The organism is Anaerotruncus massiliensis (ex Togo et al. 2026) (genome assembly GCF_030825285.1).
Taxonomy (GTDB): Bacteria; Bacillota; Clostridia; order Oscillospirales; family Ruminococcaceae; genus Anaerotruncus; species Anaerotruncus massiliensis.
The window spans coordinates 39,210-57,064 of the sequence record NZ_JAPJQF010000004.1 but is presented as its reverse complement, the minus strand read 5'-3'; the positions used below and the strand labels follow the sequence as shown (position 1 = coordinate 57,064).

Here is a 17,855-nt window from a genome sequence, read left to right as displayed (position 1 = left end):
ATACTGTGGAAAGGATATCATACTCTTTGTTAGATTTTCGTTAGGATCACTTTATTTCTCCATTTCCCAGAATTCTCCTTTCACGGGGATCAGGATATTTTCCGCGCCTCGGATCCCTAACTGCACCAGTTGATTAACCGTAATGCACAACTCACGAACCACCAGTTCTTCCAGCACGGTGGAAAAGCCGAAGACATCCCGTTCGTCCAATGCCTGGAGCATCCGGTTCAGGAACGGTGCGGCGACACGGTTTATTGTTTCGGGGGTCCCCCTCAATCCACGCAGCGGATGCCCCCAGAAGAGAAGCCGCAAGAGTTCAGAATAGATGGTCCGAATCGTCTGGCTGGGGGTGTGCTCAGAGATCAGTCCCATGGACACATAGGTCATTAATTCAAGGCGCCGGCTGTCCCGGAGCTCCAGCAGGCGTTCCTTCCACAGGCGGAGCCCGCCGCAGTCCAGAGAAGCCAGAGTGAGTTCAGACACGGCCCGGGCGGACAGGGCGTATATTTGTAAGCATTTGGCCATATCCAGCAGCCGATTCTGGATATCCGGCTGTGTGAGGTCGGCATTCTCCGTACTCTCCATGGGGGATAGGACCTGAGCGCCGCGGGATTTGAACGATTTCACCGCTCCGATGCCGCCCAGCAGGCTGAGTGTCCGGCGGACCGTACTGATGGAAACTCCCTTTTCGACGGCGAGCCGGTGGGCCGGCGGGAGGAAACTGCCCACTGGATAGATCCCACGACTGATGTCGGTCAGAAGCTCGACGGCCAGGGAATACCGAAGTTGGGCAGACTTTTTATAGGCGTTCCAGCAAAAGCCGATCTGCGGAACTGGTTCTGCGATCCGATCTTCATAAAATCGGGACAACGCGTGCGCGAGGTCGTCCTGTGCGGTCTTCAGAACGTCTCTCAGCGTGGCCCAGTTTCCGTTGCGGCTGAGGACCGCCACGTTTTGCTGCCAAAACAGACCCTTTTCAAAATAGGGCGTGTTCTCCTTTACACTGTAGAACGGCCCTTGGAAAAAGAGGTAGAGGTATCGCATCAACCGCATCAGCAGTTCGTTTCCCAGCGCGCCGTACTGCTGCTCCAGGTAATGCCAAATGACGGTGGGTGGCCTCTCCTCATCACGGGTCAGATGCACCATCCGCTCCGCAGCCTCCGGCGGCGAGTGCTTCAGGGACAGCCACAAAGCCCAGCCGAACAGCGGCCAAATAGACCAGCTCAGGTCGCGAAGTGCGGCTTCACGCTGTGCGAAATAGTGCCGTACATGCCCGTCGATCTCCTCCTGAGAATAGGAGACAGACACCTTGGCCCCGGCTTTTTGGGTCAGTGAGATAACTCCCTCGCGGCGCAGACGGTGATATGCCTGGGCAACGGTATCGATTGAAATATGAGACTGCCGGCACAACTCCTCCATCCTGGGAAGGCTCTCCCCACAGCGATAATATCCAAACTGAATTTGGGCAAGCAGATATGCGTATATGACCTGATGCAGTTCCAGTTCGCTTCCCACCATGACATCTCCTTGCCGTATTTCACATTATAATAATTATAACATTTCCACCCTTTAATTTCTATAAAGCATTGCTATCGTTTGGTTCACTTGCTATATAGGCACGGTCATGCGCGATTTGGCGGCAATCAAAAAGGACGGACCTCGAAAGTCAAACTGCTCACCGAGCACCCGTTCACCAAAAGTTTTGGTCTATCGAGCCAAGCACAAACCTGGATTCGTGATAAAGAATATGTTATGACACTGAAACAACCGTGGACGGCCGCAGACGCGGGAGACGGGGAGGCTCGCAGCATTGAGGAGGGTTCGGACGCAAACGCAGGGGTTCAACATGGAAGTGATTCACCGGGATATCTTGAATCGCTGAGTCGAGCACTCTGACGGCTCGGCGTGCTTATTCCGCAGGCAAAAAAACAACTGCTATCTGATTCGATGGCAGTTGTTTTATTGGTGGAGACGAAGAGGATCGAACTCTCGACCTTACGGATGCGAACCGTACGCTCTCCCGAGCGGTCCGCAAAGCGGGCCCTTTTCCCCGAAAATCCGTGTACCTATCTACAGTGTATTGATAAACGCTGTACAGTTCCAAAGGGTTACCGCGACTTACACCGACATCCGGCATCCATGCCATGGTACGCCGTATCAATTTCGTCCCAAATGGACTCCCGCGTTACAGATAATACATATCCGCCGGGTCCTTCTGCGCGGTGCGGCGATAGTGAACGTTCGGATATCCCAATACCAGCGTGGTCACCGCTTTCGCATGGGTCAGATGCAGCTGGCGGCGAAGGGTGGGGAAAGTGTTTACAATCCGGGCAAAAAAGCCGCTGTACAGGACGCCCAAGCCAAGGGCCTCGGCCATCAGCTCCATATTGGAGGCGGCCAACGAAGCGTTGATCTCATCCTTTGAAACCACAACAATGGCAACCGGTGCGTTCTTGAAGAAAAAATGGTCGTCGATGACGGCGTTTCGCGCGGTCGTGCTCATCAGCTTCACCACAGGCAGCAGCCTTTTCGCAAACCGCACCGCGATCTGCTCATAACGGCGGATTTCCTTCTGAAGCACAATGTAGGAGACATTCTGCGCGTTGCCGCCGCTTGGCGTCAGACGGCCGGCCTCGATGATCTGCGCAAGGACCTCCGGGGCGACGGGCTTCTCTTTGTACTGCCGGATGCTTCTCCTGGTGCGGATGGCCTCCAGAAGCTGATGCGGGTCCAAAGCCACCGGTTTCTCTATTTCGATTGGCGGCTCATCAAAGCCTGTGATGGAAACGGCGGCTTTGGGACATATGGCGACGCAATGCCCGCACATCAGGCAGCTTTGCGACCTTACCACCGCTTTTTTATCCTTCAGCTCAAGGTTGTAGGCGGGGCAATCCCGCACACACATCCTGCATCCGATACATTTGTCATGGCTGATTTCAATTGTGTGCTCTCTCATACTGTTTGGCTCCTTCAATCCGTGTAAATGGGGTCACTGCAACGCGCGCGCCGACGTGAAGGCGCTGCGGGTGGCGTTACCGATGCGTCCGGGCGTGACCGCGTCGCCGATGGAATAAAGCCGCTCGAAGTGCCCGGTGCATTCTTTCTCCAAGGCGCTATTGCTACGCACACCGATGGCCAGCACTGTGGCGTCGGCCCGGATTTCTTCCAGCACGCCGTCCTTGCGCCTCAGATAAAGCATCCCGTCGCCGATGCGCTCCAGCCTCCGGCCCGGCAGGAACCGCACGCCGCCCTTTTCCAGCCGCCCGATCACGTCGGAGGCGTTGATGGGGTAAGCGCCGGGGGCGATCTGGTCCGCCATCTCGATGATGGTAACGGTGTTCCCCTGCCCCATCAGAAGCTCCGCCGTTTCAAGCCCGGTCATGCCGGAACCGATGACGGCAACCTCCTTTCCGGCGTAGGTCCTTTCGCCTGTCAAAATCGGCGTGACCGTGGTCACCGTGTCCGAATCGGAGCCGGGAATCCGCGGCGCTGCCGCTTCCGCGCCGGTGGCGAGGAACACCGCGTAGGGGCGAAAACTTTCTATGACCTCTTTGGCAGCCCTGGTGTTGTATCGGATGTCCACGCCCTGCTGGAGGGCCTGATGGGTCAAATACTGGATGAACCAGTCCATTTTCTCTTTGAGCGGTGGGGCCGCCGCCAGGATGAGCTGTCCGCCAGGGGCGCCGCCCTGTTCCAGCACGGTCACCTTGAAGTCCCGCGCCGCCAGCTCGTTGGCCGCGGTGAGTCCCGCCGGGCCGGCGCCCACCACTACGACCGGCCGCTGCCACCCATCCTTCGGCGCGGTGCGGGGGAACTTGCTCTCCCGGCAGGCACGGGGATTGACCGCACACTCCACCGGCTTGCCGTTCATGATGTTCTCCTGAAAAGACTCCATACAGCGCAGGCAGCAGATACAGCGGTTGATCTCCCCGCTCCGTCCCTCCATTGCTTTTTTGGCCCATTCGGGGTCGGACAGATAGGAACGGCCCATGGCGATGAAATCCTGCGTCCCCTCATTGAGCTGCGCCTCAGCCTGCTCCGGTGTGCGGATCAGGTTGGCCGCAATGACGGGGATTCTGACCTGCTCCTTGACCGCTTTCGCCAGATACTTGCGCCAGCCTGGGGGGAAACTGATGGGCTCGCAGGAAGTCTGCGCCGTGTCGTAGTTGCCGCTGCTGATGTTGAGCGCATCGACGCCGAAGCGTTCCAGCCGCTTTGCCATCTCCACGCCCTCCTCCAAGAGGATGCCCTGGCCGGGATAACCGATCGTGTCGTAAAATTCTTCCACCGAGAGGCGCACACTGATGGGAAAATCCGGTCCGCATTCGGCCTTGACGCCCTCGATGATCTCCTTTAGAAGCCGCATCCGGTTTTCCAGCGAGCCGCCGTAATCGTCCTCCCGGCGGTTGGTGTAGGGGCTTAAAAACTGCTGGAGCAGATAGCCGTGGGCTGCATGGAGCTCCACTCCGTCCGCCCCGGCCTTTTTCACCCGCCCCGCGGCGGCGACAAATTGGCCGATCAGGGTTTTGATCTGCGCGATGGTCATGGGGACGGTTTTCTGATTGCGGATGGGGTTGTCCCCCAGTCCGCAGGGGACGTCGCTGGGGGCCAGAAGCGGCTTCATGAACTTTTCCATCCGCTTCGCGGTTTTGGGATCGTCGATCATGGAGGCGTCGAACCTGCCAGCCATCTTGAAATACCAATCCCAATAGGACGGGAAGATCCGCGCCATCCGTTCGTTAAACCGCCAGATGGTCGGAAAGAGCACCACATTTTGCCGTCCGGGGTGGTAGAGCTGCATAAACAGCTTGGCTCCATGGGCGTGCACCCGTTCCGCCGCTTTGTGGAGCGGCTCGATATACCGGTCGTGGGACATGGACAGCATGCTGGGGTAAGCCACGGCGTCCGTCTCGTTCACGCGGGTGCATTCGGTGATCATGAGCCCCACGCCTCCGGCGGCCCGCTCCTCGTAATAGGCGGCGAGCGCGTCGCTGACCGCGCCGTCGTGGTGGGCGAGCCCGACACACATGGCGGTCATGACCAGCCGGTTTTTGACCGTCACCGGGCCGATCCTCCCGGGTGTAAACAAATTGGGATATTCCATATTTGAAACCTCGCTTTGATTTGTAACTTTGGCGGAACAGACCATTTCCGCATCCAGACACTTATAATTTCAAATGTTCATATTTTTGCACTTGTCTGGATTTCGTCTTTAGTCTATAATAATCTTTATGGAAAGGCAAGCGACAGAATCAAACGGACGTAGAATTTTAGACAAAATCAAAAATTTGTCAAAGGAGCTGCAAAATTTGAAATATGACTTGACGAAAAAACTGACCATTGGAGCAAGCCGCACCCTTTATTCTCTCCAGCAATCGCTGCTTTCTCTGCTCTCTGAAAAATCTTTTGAGGAGATCGCCGTGGGAGAGCTGTGTGAAAAGGCCATGCTGCCCCGGGCTACCTTCTATAATTATTTTGACGACAAATACGACCTTCTGGAATACTGCTTCAAGACCGCACGCGACCGGTTGGACAGCGGCTGCCGGGACACAGGGAGTTGCGTGGATCGGATGAATGTGTTGATGGAGAACTGCTTCGATTTTTTAGATCAGAACATTGAGACGGTGGGGGCGATCTTAAAGACTAACCCGCCCAACCTGTATCTCATCAATCAGGTCCGGTTTTACCTGTTCTCCAATATGGCGGCGGCTTTTCAGGAGAAGGCGGAATCCCACCGCTTTCAGGTGCCCCAGGAGATGGCGGCGAACCTGTACAGCCAGGTGATCCTGATTATTTTGGAGTGGAAATACCTGGACAAAAAGGAGTGCTCCAAGGAGCAGGCGAAAGAATATCTGAAGCAGATGGTCAGCGGGATCGAACCTGAATAAGAGAAGGAGTGTATGGGAATGGTTTTTTATTTCAGCGGTACCGGCAACAGCCAGCGGGCGGCAAAGCAAATTGCGGAACTGCTCGGAGATGAGCTTGTCTCCATCAATGCTTGCCTCAAAAGAGGCGAAAAAGAGGCGTTCCATTCGGAACGCCCACTGGTGGTCGTGGCTCCCACCTATGCCTGGCAGATGCCAAAGGTGGTGGAGCGGTGGATTCGTGAGACGGAGTTTGAGGGAAATCGAAACATCTATATTGTCCTGACCTGCGGCGGGAGCGTGGGCAACGCCGCCGCCTACGCAAAGAAGCTCTGTGGGGAAAAGGGACTGCGCTTCTCGGGTCTGGCGCTGGTCGCCATGCCGAATAACTATGTGGCACTTTCCAACACGCCGGATAAGGCGGAATGCGCGGCGATCCTGGAAAAAGCCGGGGAGCGCATAGTATCATTGGCCGCGCTGATACAAAAGGGGGAACCGTTTCCCGAAGCCGCCATCTCGTTCAAGGACCGGATGAACAGCGGGCCGGTCAACGGGCTGTTTTACGCCCTTTTTGTCCATGACAAGGGCTTTGCCGCGTCGGAAGCCTGCGTTTCCTGCGGCAAATGCGCCCAGCGGTGCCCGCTGAACAATATCCGCATTTCGGACGGAAAGCCGGTTTGGAACGGAAACTGCACTCATTGCATGGCTTGTATCGGCGGCTGTCCCACCGAGGCAATCGAGTATAAATCCGCTTCCAAGGGTAACCGCAGATATTACATCATGAAAGATTGACGCGGAGGTACATGATCAATGGTCTTTTATTTCAGCGGCACCGGCAACAGCCAGCTTGCGGCGAAACAAATCGCGGCGGAGCTGGGCGATGAACTGGTTTTTATCAATGACTGCTTGAAAAAGGGAGAAAAAAAGACGTTCCATTCGGAACGTCCGCTGGTATTTGTCGCACCGATCTATGCCTGGCGTGTGCCGAAGGTGGTGGAGCAGTGGATTCGGGAGATGAAATTTGAAGGCAGCCGGGACGCCTATTTTGTCCTGACCCGCGGCGGCGGCACCGAGGGGAACGCGGCGGCCTACGCCGCGAAGCTGTGCGGGGAAACCGGATTGACTTACCGGGGGCTTGCATCGGTACAGATGCCGGAGAACTATATTGCCCTGTCCGCAGCGCCCAGTGAGAGCGAATGCGCAGCCATGATCGCCCGGGCGAAACCGGTTCTTTCCGGACTTGCCCGGCAGATCGAGCGGGGTGGGCCGTTCACCAAGACACCGGTTTCTTTGGGGGGCCGCTTTATCAGCGGGCCGTTCAATCCGCTCTATTATCGGTTTTATATCAAAGACAAGGGTTTTACAGTCTCGGACGCCTGCGTCTCCTGCGGCAAGTGCGCGAAGCGATGTCCACTAAACAACATCGACATGGTGGATGGGAAGCCTGTCTGGAAGGGGAACTGCACCCACTGCATGGCCTGCATCTGCGGCTGTCCCACCGAGGCAATTGAGTATAAGTTCATTTCCAAGGGGAAACGGCGTTACTACATGATGGAGGAATAAGGCGGCGTTTGCCGTCCAGAATCCGCTTATATTCGATGACGGCACGCGCACGAGAAATTTGTCTCACAGGCAAAAAAACAACTGCTATCTGATTCGATAGCAGTTGTTTTTTTGGTGGAGACGAAGAGGATCGAACTCTCGACCTTACGGATGCGAACCGTACGCTCTCCCAGCTGAGCTACGCCCCCAATTTTTGCGGCGGTCCTAATTCAGACCGCGAGATTTATTATAGCATCCAATGGGGGGCTTGTCAATATAAAATTCCCAATTACGGAGGAAATTTTGACGCGTCCGGTCGAACGGACAGTCCGCTCAATGCGCCGCGCGCCAGCGCAGCGCCTCTTCCCCGGTCTTTACCAAAACGCGCATCGCCGCGGCGGGGTGCTCCCCCACCGCCGTCTCCCCCGTCAGCATGAGGGAGGACGCGCCGTCGAGCACGGCATTGAAGATATCACACACCTCGGCGCGGGTGGGCACCGCGCTGTGGTGCATCGAATGGAGCAGCTGGGTGACCACCATGAACGGTTTTCCCGCCGCGCGGCAGGTTTCCGCCGCGGATTTCTGCGCCGCGGGCAGCTCCCAGAGGGGCAGATCGTTGCCGAGGTCGCCGCGCGCGATCACAATGTGATCCGCGTGGGGCAAAAGCTCCGGCAGCATTGCGAGGCCCTCCCGGTTTTCGAGCTTGGCAAAGACGCGCGTGCCCTCCGCCCCCGCCGCCGATAGCGCGTCCCGCAGGGCGGTCAGGTCGTCCGCGCCCCGCACAAAGGGGAGCATCACGCCGGTCACGCCGCATTCCCCGATGCGCGCGAGGTTTTCGCGGTCGCTCTCCTGCAAGGTCGGCGGATGCAGCGCCGCCCCGGGCAGGGCGATGCTTTTGCGGGATTGCAGAGTTCCGCCGCGCAGCACCTCACAGTCCGCGCTTTTTTCATCGCAGCGCAGGGCGCGCAGGAGAAGCGCGCCGTCGTCGAGCAGGATCTCCTGCCCCGGGCGCAGCGCGGAGAAGATCAGCCCGGGGACCGGCAGGCCGCCTTCGCCGAGCACGGCCCTCTCCCCCCGCGCTAGCCGCACGGGGACGGCCAGCTCCCCGATCCGCAGCTCGGGGCCGCGCAGGTCGATGAGCAGCTCGGGGCGCGCACCCGCGCGGGAGGAGGCCTCCCGCAGGCTGCGAAGCCAGCCGCCGCACCGGTCAAGCGAGGTATGCGACAGGTTGAGCCGCACCCCCGTCATCCCCGCCTCGAAGAGCTCCGTCAGAATGTCGGGGTCGGCGCAGGCGGGGCCGAGCGTCCCGAAATATTCCAGCCGCGCGGGCTTTTCCATCACAAACGCCTCTCTTTCCTCCGTCCATTGTACCCGATCGGCCGGCGCAATGCAACAAGGGCGCGCCCCAAAGCGGGGCGCGCCCTCAGGATACCGCCTGATTCAGATGATATAGGCCTTGAGCGCCTCGGCGTAACGGGCTTCGTTGTCGCCGTGGACGATTACTTCGATCGGCTTGGCCAAATCGATGCTGAAGATGCCCATGATCGATTTCGCATCGATGGTATAGCGGCCGGAGACGAGGTCCACGTCCTCCTCGAATCTGGATACGGTGTTGACAAACTCCTTGACGTCGTTGATCTCCTTTAAGCGGATGGTAAATTTTTTCATAACTGACACCCCTTCCTGTTTGGTTACCTCTATTGTAACACCCGCGCCCCCGGTTTGTCACCTGCCGGGAGCCGTTTTTGTAAAAAAACGGCATAAAATTCTATTGCCCGTCCCGGAATTTCGGCAGGGTGTTTGCGCCGTGGGGCAGCAGGGTCGTGCGCAGTTCCAGCGAGCCGCCGTTGAGCTCCTTCGCGAGCGCGAGCGCCTCCCCGAGCGTTTTGACCGCGTGGATCTTCGTATTGGCGAACTTCTCCTTCGGGATGTCTGTCACCATGATGAACCGGTACCGCTCCGCGCTCTCGCAGAAGAGGAACCCGACATACGCGCCGATCGAAAAGTTCTCCCGCAGGTCGCGCTCCCGGTCGAGCATGTTGTCGAATCCGCAGATCTGGCGCGCGCAGTCCGCGTCGCCGAACGATTCGCGGCACTCGGACAGCAGGATCATCGTCCCGCCGTCTGCGACCACCGCCCGCGCGTTGCTGAGCGTCTTGGAGGTCTGGTAGAGGTTGATGTCCTTGGGGTAGCCCCCCGCCGACGCGATCACCAGCGGGGTGCGCTCCTCCACGTAAACCCCGTCGATGTCGTCCACCAGCTTGCAGGCCGCCGCGTGCGCCTCGATATAGTCCCCCGCGAAGGCGCGGATGATGTTGAAGTCCCCGTCCGCGACGACGTTCAGCAGAAAGCAGGGCTTTGCCAGCTCCGCCGCCTCCGCCATGTCCGCGTGGAAGGGGTTCGACCCGGTCAGGTTCGCGCTGCGCACCATCGGGTTGGAACCGCTCCCGAAGCCCTCGTTGAGCGCGAGGTTGTGGTTTTTCATGATCGTCTCCCGCCCGGCGATGCCCGGCAGGACATATTTGCGGCCCCCGCCGTATCCCGCGAGAAAGTGATAGACCGCGCCGCCCGTCAAAATCAGCTTGTCGCAGGCCATCGCGTGGGCGTTGAGCCACACCGGCGTGCCGCGCGAGGTGACGCCCATGAATTTGAGGTTCGCGTCGTCGGTGCAGACGTGGTCCTCGCACCGAACGCGGCCGAGAATCTCCTCCCCCACGAGGCCGGCCCACTCCTCGCGGGTCTGGCGGCGGTGGGTGCCCGTCGCGCTGACGATGAGGATGTCCTCGTCCCGCACGCCGCAGGCGTTCAGCTCCTCCACGAGAATCGGCACGTAGATTGCCGGGGACTGCCATTTGCGGGTGGTGTCGGGGATAACGACGCAGACCGTCTCCCCCGCCTCCACGACCGTGTCGAGCGTGCCCGTGCCGATGGGATGGGCGAGCGCGTCGCGGATGTGCTCCTCCGGGGTCATCTTCGGCAGCGGGACGCGGTTGCTTTCCAGCTCCGCCGCGATCAGCTCCTCGCGGATGGGCACGTCGAAGGCGATGCTGCTGTATTTCATCTGGTGCATTGTAAACTCTCCTTCATCCATGAATTCCACGAGATAAAATACCACCGCGGCGGACGGATGTCAATGCGGATTTTGCGTCACAGGGTCATCCAGCCCCCGTCCTGCGGATTCTGGCGGAACCGTTCGAGCCGGGGCACATCCTCCCGCGCGATCACGCCCTCCTCCACAGCCGCGGCAAGCAGCGCGTCGTAGCAGGAGAGGGAGGCGTTTTGGACTCCCGCGTCGGCGAGGCGCTTCACACCCTTCTCAAGCCCGTAGGTGAAGATCGACGCGATGCCGAGCACCTCGCAGCCAGCCTGCCGCAGCGCGTCCACCACCTCGAGCACCGAGCCGCCCGTCGAGATGAGGTCCTCGATCACGACGACCTTCGCCCCCGGTTCGGCGCGTCCCTCGATGCGGTTCCCCCGTCCGTGGTCCTTGGCCGCGCCGCGCACATAGCACATCGGCAGGCCGAGGATTTCGCTCACGTAGGCGGCGTGCGCGATGCCCGCCGTGCTCGTCCCGGCGAGCAGCCCGCAGCCTGGATAGCGTTCCTTCACGAGCGCCGCCAGCGCCGCCTCCACCTCCCGCCGGACGGCGGGATGGGAGAGGATGATGCGGTTGTCGCAGTAGATGGGCGAGCGGATACCGCTCGCCCAGGTGAACGGCTCGCCGGGGCGCAGGAATACCGCCCCGATGGAAAGCAGGTCCTTTGCAATTTTCGTCTCTGTCCGCATCCTCATCACTCCCCCAGAAAATCAAATCTGACGCGGCGGTAGGCCCCCACCGGGTCGTCCGCCGCCGTGACCGGCCGCCCGGCGACGATGTAGTCCGCGCCGAGCTCCCGCGCCCGGGCGGGGGTGGTCACGCGGGCCTGGTCGTCCGCGCGCGCGTCCGGATAGCGGATGCCGGGCGTCACCGCCAGGAAGCCGCCGCTAAAGCTCCCCTTGACGAGCGCCGCCTCGAGCGGGCTGCACACCACCCCGTCGAGCCCCGCCGCGCGGGCGTTGGCGGCGTAGCGCGTCACCACCTCGCCCATCGGGGCCGGGATGAGCAGCTCCTCCCGCATCCGCGGCTCGCTCGTCGAGGTGAGCTGCGTCACCGCGATGAGCAGCGGGCGGCGGCCCGCCGCCCCCTCCTCGAGGCCCGCCTTCGCCGCCTCCATCATCTCGATGGTGCCGGCGGCATGCACGTTCGTCATGTCCACCCCGAGCTTTGCGAGGTTCTTCATCGCGCGGCGCACCGTGTTGGGGATGTCGTGCAGCTTCAGGTCGAGGAAGACCCGGTGCCCCCGCGCCTTCACCTCCCGCACGATCTGCGGGCCCTCCCCGTAAAAAAGTTCCATGCCGATCTTGACATAGGGCTTTTCCGCCGTGAACCGGTCGAGGAACGCGAGCGTCTCCTCCCGGGTCCCAAAGTCGCAAGCGATAATCACGTCTTTATTGGCCATTTCCCGTCCTCCCGATGATCGATTTTAAATCGCGGATCCCGTATTCCTCCATCCTTTTCGGAAGCTCCTCCACCACGCGCAGGCAGGCGTATGGGTCGACGAGGTTCTGCGCGCCGATCTGCACCGCGCTCGCGCCCGCCGAGAGGAATTCCAGCAGGTCGTCCGCGCTGGCGATCCCGCCCACCCCGACGACCGGGATCTTCACCGCCCTGCACACCTCAAAAACCATCCGCAGGGCGACCGGCTTGATCGCGGGGCCGGAAAAGCCGCTCGTGACCGTCGAGACGAGCGGGCGGCCGGTGCGCGGGTTGACGCGCATCCCGAGCAGCGTGTTGATGAGCGTCAGCCCGTCCGCGCCCGCCTCCTCGCACGCCCGTGCGACCGCCGCGATGTCGGCCGCGTTGGGGGAGAGCTTCATGTAGACCGGCTTTTTGACCGCCGCTTTGACGGCGGCCGTGATCGCCGCGGCCGCCTCGGGCGAAGCGCCGAACGCAAGGCCCCCGTGCCTCACGTTGGGGCAGCTCACGTTGATCTCGAGGATGTCCGCGCCCGCCTCGTCGAACCGCCGCGCGACCTCCACGTATTCCTCCGCCGAGAAGCCGCAGACGTTCGCGATCACCGGCCCGGAGTAGACCGCGCGGAGCCTGGGCAGCTCCTCCCGGACGACCGCCTCCACGCCGGGGTTTTGGAGCCCCACCGCGTTTAAGAGCCCCGCCTCGCATTCGGCGACGCGGGGCGTCGGGTTGCCGAAGCGCGCCTCCCGCGTCGTCCCCTTGAGCGCGACGGCGCCGAGGCGGTTGAGGTCGTACCACTTTGCCATCTCATGGCCAAACCCGAAGGTCCCGCTCGCCGGGATGACCGGGTTCCGAAGGGTAAGCTCCCCGAGCTTTACCGAAGTGTCCATCAGAACCGCACCTCCCCTGACCGGAGCACCGGTCCCTCGACGCAGATGCGCCTGGGGCCCGCTAGCGTTTCGCAGGAGCAGCTCATGCAGGCGCCGAACCCGCAGCCCATCCGACGTTCGAAGGAGAGCTGGCCCTCCGCGCCCTTTTCGCGCCCGAGCGCGTGCACGGCGGCGAGCATCGGCTCGGGGCCGCAGGCGAAGTAATAACCGTAATCGAGCCGGGAAAGCGGCTCCGTGACGAAGCCCCGCTCCCCGAGGCTGCCGTCCGCCGTGGCGACGAGCACCTCGCAGCCGAGCGTCAGGAAGCTCTCCGCCAAAAAGGCGTCGGCCGCCGTCTGAAAGCCGAGCGCCGCGGCGGGCGGCTCGCCGGCGAGCGCGAGCCGCCTGGCGAGGCCGTAGAGGGGCGGCACGCCCACCCCGCCGCCGATGAGGACCGTCCGCCTCCCCCTCGCCGCCGAAGGGTCGTAGCCGTTGCCCAGCCCGGTCAGCAGGTCGAGCATTTCGCCGGGGAGGGCTCGGGACAGCAGGCGCGTCCCCTTCCCCACCGCCTTGTAGACGAGGGTGAGCCCGCCGCCGTCCCAATCGCAGACGCTGATCGGACGGCGCAGGTAGCACCCGTCCACGCGCACGTTCACGAACTGTCCGGGGGCCGTGATCCAGCGGGTGTCGCCGAGAAGGCGCATCCGGAAGACCTCCCGCGCGATGGGGCGGTTTTCCGCCACCCGGTAGAGGGCGTTTTTATACATCGGCGTCCCCCCTCCCCGCATCGATCGTCGAAACGCCGACGGTCAACTCCTCGAGCACGTCGAGCAGCACGGCCGTCGTGTCGAGGGATGTGAAGATTGTGACGTTATGCTCCACCGCGAGCCGGCGGATGCGGTAGCCGTCCTTGGCCGGGTTTTCCCCGCAGCCGGGGCCGAGGGTGTTGACCACGTAGGTCACATGCCCGGCGCGCAGACTGTCGGGAATCTCCTCCGAGCCCTCGCTGATCTTGTGGAGCAGGCGGGTCCGGATGCCGTGCTGCTTTAGAAAATTGGCGGTGTCCTGCGTCGCCTCGATGTTGAAGCCCAACTCGTAGAACCGCCGCGCGAAGGGCAGCGACTTCTCCTTGTCCCGGTCGGCGATCGTGAAGAGGACGGTCCCGTAGTTGACCACCCGCTGCCCCGCCGCCTTGAGCGCCTTGTAGAAGGCGCGGTAGAGGGTTTTGTCGCACCCGAGCGCCTCGCCCGTGCTCTTCATCTCGGGCGAGAGGTAGGCGTCCGCGCCCCGGATTTTCGAGAAGCTGAAGACCGGGCATTTGACGTACCAGCGGTCCCGCCTCGGCGCGATTCCGGCGCCGCAGCCCTGCTCCTTGAGGGACTGGCCGAGCGCCACCTTGGCGGCGACGCCCGCCAGGTTGATCCCCGTCGCCTTGGAGAGGAAAGGCACGGTGCGCGACGAACGGGGGTTCACCTCGATGACGTGCACCTTCTCCTGCGGGTCGACGATGAACTGGATGTTGAAGGGGCCTTTGATGCCGATGCCGAGCCCCAGCTTCACCGTGTAGTCGACGATCGTCCGGCAGGTCGCCCCGCTCACCGAGAAGGTCGGATAGACGCTGATCGAGTCGCCCGAGTGCACCCCCGTGCGCTCGACGTGCTCCATGATGCCGGGGATGAAGACGTCGGTCCCGTCGCACACCGCGTCGACCTCGAGCTCCTTGCCCTCGACGTACCGGTCGACGAGCACCGGCGCGTCCTCGCTCGCGCGCACCGCCTCGGAGAGGTAGCGGCGCAGGTCGTCGTCGCAGACGACGATCTGCATCGCCCGCCCGCCGAGCACGAAGCTCGGCCGCACGAGCACCGGGTAGCCAAGGGATTTCGCGGCCTCGAGCCCCTCTTCGAGCGTCGTCACCGCGCGCCCCTCCGGCTGCGGGATGCCCAGCCGCTCCATGAGCGCCTCGAAGCTGCCGCGGTTTTCCGCCCGGCCGATCGCCTCGCAACCGGTCCCGGCGAGCGGCACCCCCAGCGCGTCGAGCCGCGCCGCCAGGTTGATCGCCGTCTGGCCGCCGAGCGTCACGACGACCCCGTCGGGCTTTTCGAGCGTCAGCACGTTCATGACGTCCTCGACGGTGAGCGGCTCGAAGTAGAGCTTGTCGCTCACCGTGTAGTCGGTCGAGACCGTCTCGGGGTTGTTGTTGATGATGATTGCTTCGTACCCCGCCTCCCGGATGGCCCAGATCGCGTGGACGGTCGAGTAGTCGAACTCCACCCCCTGCCCGATCCGGATGGGGCCGGAGCCGAGCACGACGATCTTTTTGCGGGTGGTCACAACGCTTTCGTTTTCCTCCTCGTAGGTCGAGTAGAAGTAGGGGACGTAGCTCTCGAATTCGGAGGCGCAGGTGTCGATCATCTTGTAGACGGGCAGAAGGCCGTTTTCCTTCCGCAGGAGGAAGATCTCCGACTCGCTCCTCCCCCACAGCCGCCCGACGCAGCCGTCCGAAATCCCCATCCGCTTGGCGCGGCGCAGGAGCTCGAGGTCGCCGGGGCGCGCCGCGAGCTCCCGCTCGAAGGAGACGACGCCCGCGAGCTTTTCCACAAAGAACCGGTCGATCTTCGTCGTCCGGCAGATCCTCCGCACCGGCGCGCCCCGCCGCAGCAGCTCGGCGATGGCGAACAGCCGCTCGTCGGTCGGATTGCGCAGAATTTCCCACAGCTCCGCGTCGGACGCGGCGTCGAACTTTTCAAGCCGCAGGCAGTTCGCGCCCGCCTCGAGGCTGCGCACCGCCTTGAGCAGGCTCTCCTCGAAGGTGCGCCCGACCGCCATGACCTCGCCCGTCGCCTTCATCTGTGTGGAGAGCAGGCGGCTGGCCTTGTCGAACTTGTCGAAGGGGAAGCGCGCGATCTTGGTGACCACGTAGTCGAGCGCGGGCTCGAAGCTCGCGGGGGTGTTGGCGAGGGCGATCTCGTCGAGGGTAAAGCCCACCGCGATGAGCGCCGACACCCGCGCGATCGGGTAGCCGCTCGCCTTGCTCGCCAGCGCGGAGGAGCGGGAGACGCGGGGGTTCACCTCGATCACGTAGTAGCGGAAGGAGCCGGGGTCGAGCGCGAACTGCACGTTGCAGCCCCCCTCGATGCCCAGCGCGCGGATGAGCCGCAGGGCGGCGTCCCGCAGCATGTGGTACTCCTTATTGGTGAGGGTCTGGCTCGGGCAGACGACGATCGAATCCCCCGTGTGGATGCCCACCGGGTCGACGTTCTCCATGTTGCAGATGGCGAGCGCCGTGTCGTTTCTGTCCCGGATGACCTCGTATTCGATCTCCTTGTAGCCCTTGATGCTCTTTTCGACGAGCACCTGCCCGGCGGGCGAAAGGCGCAGGGCGTTTTCCGCGAGAGGACCGAGCTCCGCGTCGTTTTCCGCGAAGCCCCCGCCCGTGCCGCCGAGGGTGAAGGCGGGGCGCAGGACCACCGGATAGCCGATGGCGCGCGCCTTCTCATACGCCTCCGCCACCGTCGTGGCGACGTCGCTCGGGAGGGTCGGCTCCCCCGTCGCCGTGCAGAGCTCCTTGAAGAGCTCGCGGTCCTCGGCGCGCTCGATCGCGTCGAAGCCGGTGCCGAGGATTTCGCACCTGCACTCCCCCAGCACCCCCTTTTTGGCGAGCTGCATGGCGAGGTTGAGCCCCGTCTGGCCGCCGAGGGTCGGCAGGAGCGCGTCGGGGCGCTCCTTGCGGATGATGCGCGCCACGAATTCCAGCGTGAGCGGCTCGATGTAGACGCGGTCGGCGACGTCGGTGTCGGTCATGATCGTCGCCGGGTTGGAATTGACGAGCACGACGGTGTAGCCCGCCTCCCGCAGCGCGAGGCAGGCCTGGGTACCCGAGTAGTCAAACTCGGCCGCCTGGCCGATGACGATCGGCCCCGAGCCGATTACGAGAATTTTGCGGATATCAGTACGCTTCGGCATCCCGGTCCCCCCTCTCTGCCAAAAACGCCTCGATCGAGGCGATGAACTTGTCGAACAGGTAGGCCGAATCCTGCGGGCCGGGCGCGCTCTCGGGGTGGTACTGCACCGAGAAGATGCGCTGGGCCGCGTTTTCCAGCCCCTCGACCGTACCGTCGAGCAGGTTTTGGTGCGTCACCGTAAGGCCGGTCCCCGAAAGGCTCTCCGGGTCGACCGCGAACGAGTGGTTCTGGCTCGTGATCTCGATCCTGCCGGTCAGCAGATTTTTAACCGGGTGGTTGCCGCCGCGGTGGCCGAATTTGAGCTGATAGGTGCGCGCGCCGTTCGCAAGCGCGATGAGCTGGTGGCCGAGGCAGATGCCGAAGATGGGCAGCCTGCCCTGGAGCGCCCGCACGAGCGCGGCGGCCTCGGGGACGTCCCGCGGGTCGCCCGGCCCGTTCGAGAGGAAGAGCCCGTCCGGTTCCATCGCCAGCACCGCTTTGGCGGGGGTATCGTAAGGCACGACCGTCACGTCGCAGCCGCGCGCCGCCAGCGAGCGGACGATGTTGTGCTTGACGCCGCAGTCGACCGCCACGACGGAATAGCGCGCGTTGGCGGTGCGGCAGCGCCAGGGCTTTTTGCAGCTCACCCGCGCGACTTGGTCGCGCGGGACGGGCGTGCCGGCCAGCTGTTCAAGCGCCGCCGCGTCGGGCGTGTCAGCGTCCGTCAGCAGCGCGCGCATGCTCCCCTCGCTGCGGAGCATCCGGGTAATCGCCCGGGTGTCCGGCCCCGCGATGCCGGGGACGCCGTACTCCTCCATCACCTCCGAAAGGGTCCGCGCCGCGCGGAAGTTGGAGAGGCTGTCGTTATATTCCCGCACGATGAAGCCGCCGATGCGCGGCGTCTTCGTCTCGTAATCGTCCGCCGCGAGCCCGTAGTTGCCGATCAGCGGATAGGTCATGCAGACAAACTGCCCGCAGTAGGACGGGTCGGAGAAGATCTCCTGATACCCGACCATCGAGGTGTTGAAAACAGCCTCGCACACCGCGTCGGCATCCGCGCCGAACCCCTCGCCCGCGAATACCCGGCCGTTTTCAAACACCAGCTTCTTCCGTGGTCTTTCCATCC

At 62.5% G+C, this 17,855-nt stretch carries 15 protein-coding genes and 2 tRNA genes; 3 read left to right on the top strand and 14 right to left on the bottom strand.

Annotated features, from left to right (window positions below; translation table 11 throughout):
• Positions 1-51 precede the first annotated feature (51 nt).
• The 4 genes from RCI06_RS02930 to RCI06_RS02915 all read right to left on the bottom strand — a co-directional run bounded on the left by RCI06_RS02930 (position 52) and on the right by RCI06_RS02915 (position 5,104).
• The gene (locus tag RCI06_RS02930; RefSeq protein WP_373690838.1) at positions 52-1,515 is read right to left on the bottom strand and encodes a GntR family transcriptional regulator; all 1,464 of its coding nucleotides are present in this window, start codon (positions 1,513-1,515) and stop codon (positions 52-54) included.
• A 448-nt stretch (positions 1,516-1,963) separates the two neighbouring features.
• Positions 1,964-2,031: transfer RNA gene (locus tag RCI06_RS02925), tRNA-Ala, on the bottom strand.
• 154 nt (positions 2,032-2,185) lie between these two features.
• Positions 2,186-2,956: a nitroreductase family protein gene (locus tag RCI06_RS02920; protein WP_306574089.1), complete on the bottom strand. Its 771-nt coding sequence runs from the start codon at positions 2,954-2,956 to the stop codon at positions 2,186-2,188.
• A gap of 33 nt (positions 2,957-2,989) precedes the next feature.
• Complete coding sequence (locus tag RCI06_RS02915) at positions 2,990-5,104, bottom strand: NAD(P)/FAD-dependent oxidoreductase (RefSeq protein WP_306574087.1); 2,115 nt, start codon at positions 5,102-5,104, stop codon at positions 2,990-2,992.
• A gap of 205 nt (positions 5,105-5,309) precedes the next feature.
• Here RCI06_RS02915 and RCI06_RS02910 point away from each other — a divergent pair, with 205 nt between their 5' ends.
• From RCI06_RS02910 to RCI06_RS02900, 3 genes are read left to right on the top strand one after another with little or no spacing between them, the layout of a single operon-like run.
• Positions 5,310-5,888, top strand: coding sequence for a TetR/AcrR family transcriptional regulator (locus tag RCI06_RS02910; RefSeq protein WP_306574085.1), 579 nt, complete (start codon positions 5,310-5,312; stop codon positions 5,886-5,888).
• An 18-nt stretch (positions 5,889-5,906) separates the two neighbouring features.
• Positions 5,907-6,656, top strand: a complete 750-nt coding sequence (locus tag RCI06_RS02905; protein WP_306574082.1) for an EFR1 family ferrodoxin — start codon at positions 5,907-5,909, stop codon at positions 6,654-6,656.
• An 18-nt stretch (positions 6,657-6,674) separates the two neighbouring features.
• Positions 6,675-7,427: an EFR1 family ferrodoxin gene (locus RCI06_RS02900; RefSeq protein WP_306574080.1), complete on the top strand. Its 753-nt coding sequence runs from the start codon at positions 6,675-6,677 to the stop codon at positions 7,425-7,427.
• Positions 7,428-7,539: 112 nt separating this feature from the next.
• Here the strand turns inward: RCI06_RS02900 and RCI06_RS02895 are convergent.
• From RCI06_RS02895 to carA, 10 genes are all read right to left on the bottom strand, one after another.
• Positions 7,540-7,615: transfer RNA gene (locus RCI06_RS02895), tRNA-Ala, on the bottom strand.
• A 124-nt stretch (positions 7,616-7,739) separates the two neighbouring features.
• A complete protein-coding gene (locus RCI06_RS02890) occupies positions 7,740-8,744 on the bottom strand; it encodes a pyruvate kinase (protein WP_306574079.1) in 1,005 nt (334 codons plus the stop codon).
• A gap of 102 nt (positions 8,745-8,846) precedes the next feature.
• Complete coding sequence (locus tag RCI06_RS02885) at positions 8,847-9,074, bottom strand: HPr family phosphocarrier protein (protein WP_256151303.1); 228 nt, start codon at positions 9,072-9,074, stop codon at positions 8,847-8,849.
• Positions 9,075-9,174: 100 nt separating this feature from the next.
• Positions 9,175-10,476, bottom strand: a complete 1,302-nt coding sequence (gene larA / locus RCI06_RS02880; RefSeq protein WP_306574077.1) for a nickel-dependent lactate racemase — start codon at positions 10,474-10,476, stop codon at positions 9,175-9,177.
• Positions 10,477-10,553: 77 nt separating this feature from the next.
• Positions 10,554-11,192, bottom strand: coding sequence for an orotate phosphoribosyltransferase (gene pyrE / locus RCI06_RS02875; protein WP_306574074.1), 639 nt, complete (start codon positions 11,190-11,192; stop codon positions 10,554-10,556).
• 5 nt (positions 11,193-11,197) lie between these two features.
• Entirely contained in the window at positions 11,198-11,905 is a 708-nt protein-coding gene (gene pyrF, locus RCI06_RS02870; RefSeq protein WP_306574072.1) for an orotidine-5'-phosphate decarboxylase, read from the bottom strand.
• Positions 11,895-12,809 carry a dihydroorotate dehydrogenase gene (locus RCI06_RS02865; RefSeq protein ID WP_172439225.1) on the bottom strand — a complete coding sequence of 305 codons (915 nt, stop codon included), beginning with the start codon at positions 12,807-12,809 and terminating at the stop codon, positions 11,895-11,897. The genes pyrF and RCI06_RS02865 overlap by 11 nt, the downstream gene beginning before the upstream one ends.
• On the bottom strand, positions 12,809-13,555 hold the full coding sequence (locus tag RCI06_RS02860; protein ID WP_288234975.1) for a dihydroorotate dehydrogenase electron transfer subunit: 747 nt from the start codon (positions 13,553-13,555) through the stop codon (positions 12,809-12,811). The genes RCI06_RS02865 and RCI06_RS02860 overlap by 1 nt, the downstream gene beginning before the upstream one ends.
• Positions 13,548-16,751, bottom strand: a complete 3,204-nt coding sequence (carB, locus tag RCI06_RS02855) for a carbamoyl-phosphate synthase large subunit (protein ID WP_306574070.1) — start codon at positions 16,749-16,751, stop codon at positions 13,548-13,550. The genes RCI06_RS02860 and carB overlap by 8 nt, the downstream gene beginning before the upstream one ends.
• Complete coding sequence (carA, locus tag RCI06_RS02850) at positions 16,735-17,853, bottom strand: glutamine-hydrolyzing carbamoyl-phosphate synthase small subunit (protein ID WP_306574069.1); 1,119 nt, start codon at positions 17,851-17,853, stop codon at positions 16,735-16,737. Before carA ends, carB begins: the two co-directional genes overlap by 17 nt.
• Between the last annotated feature and the right edge of the window lie 2 nt (positions 17,854-17,855).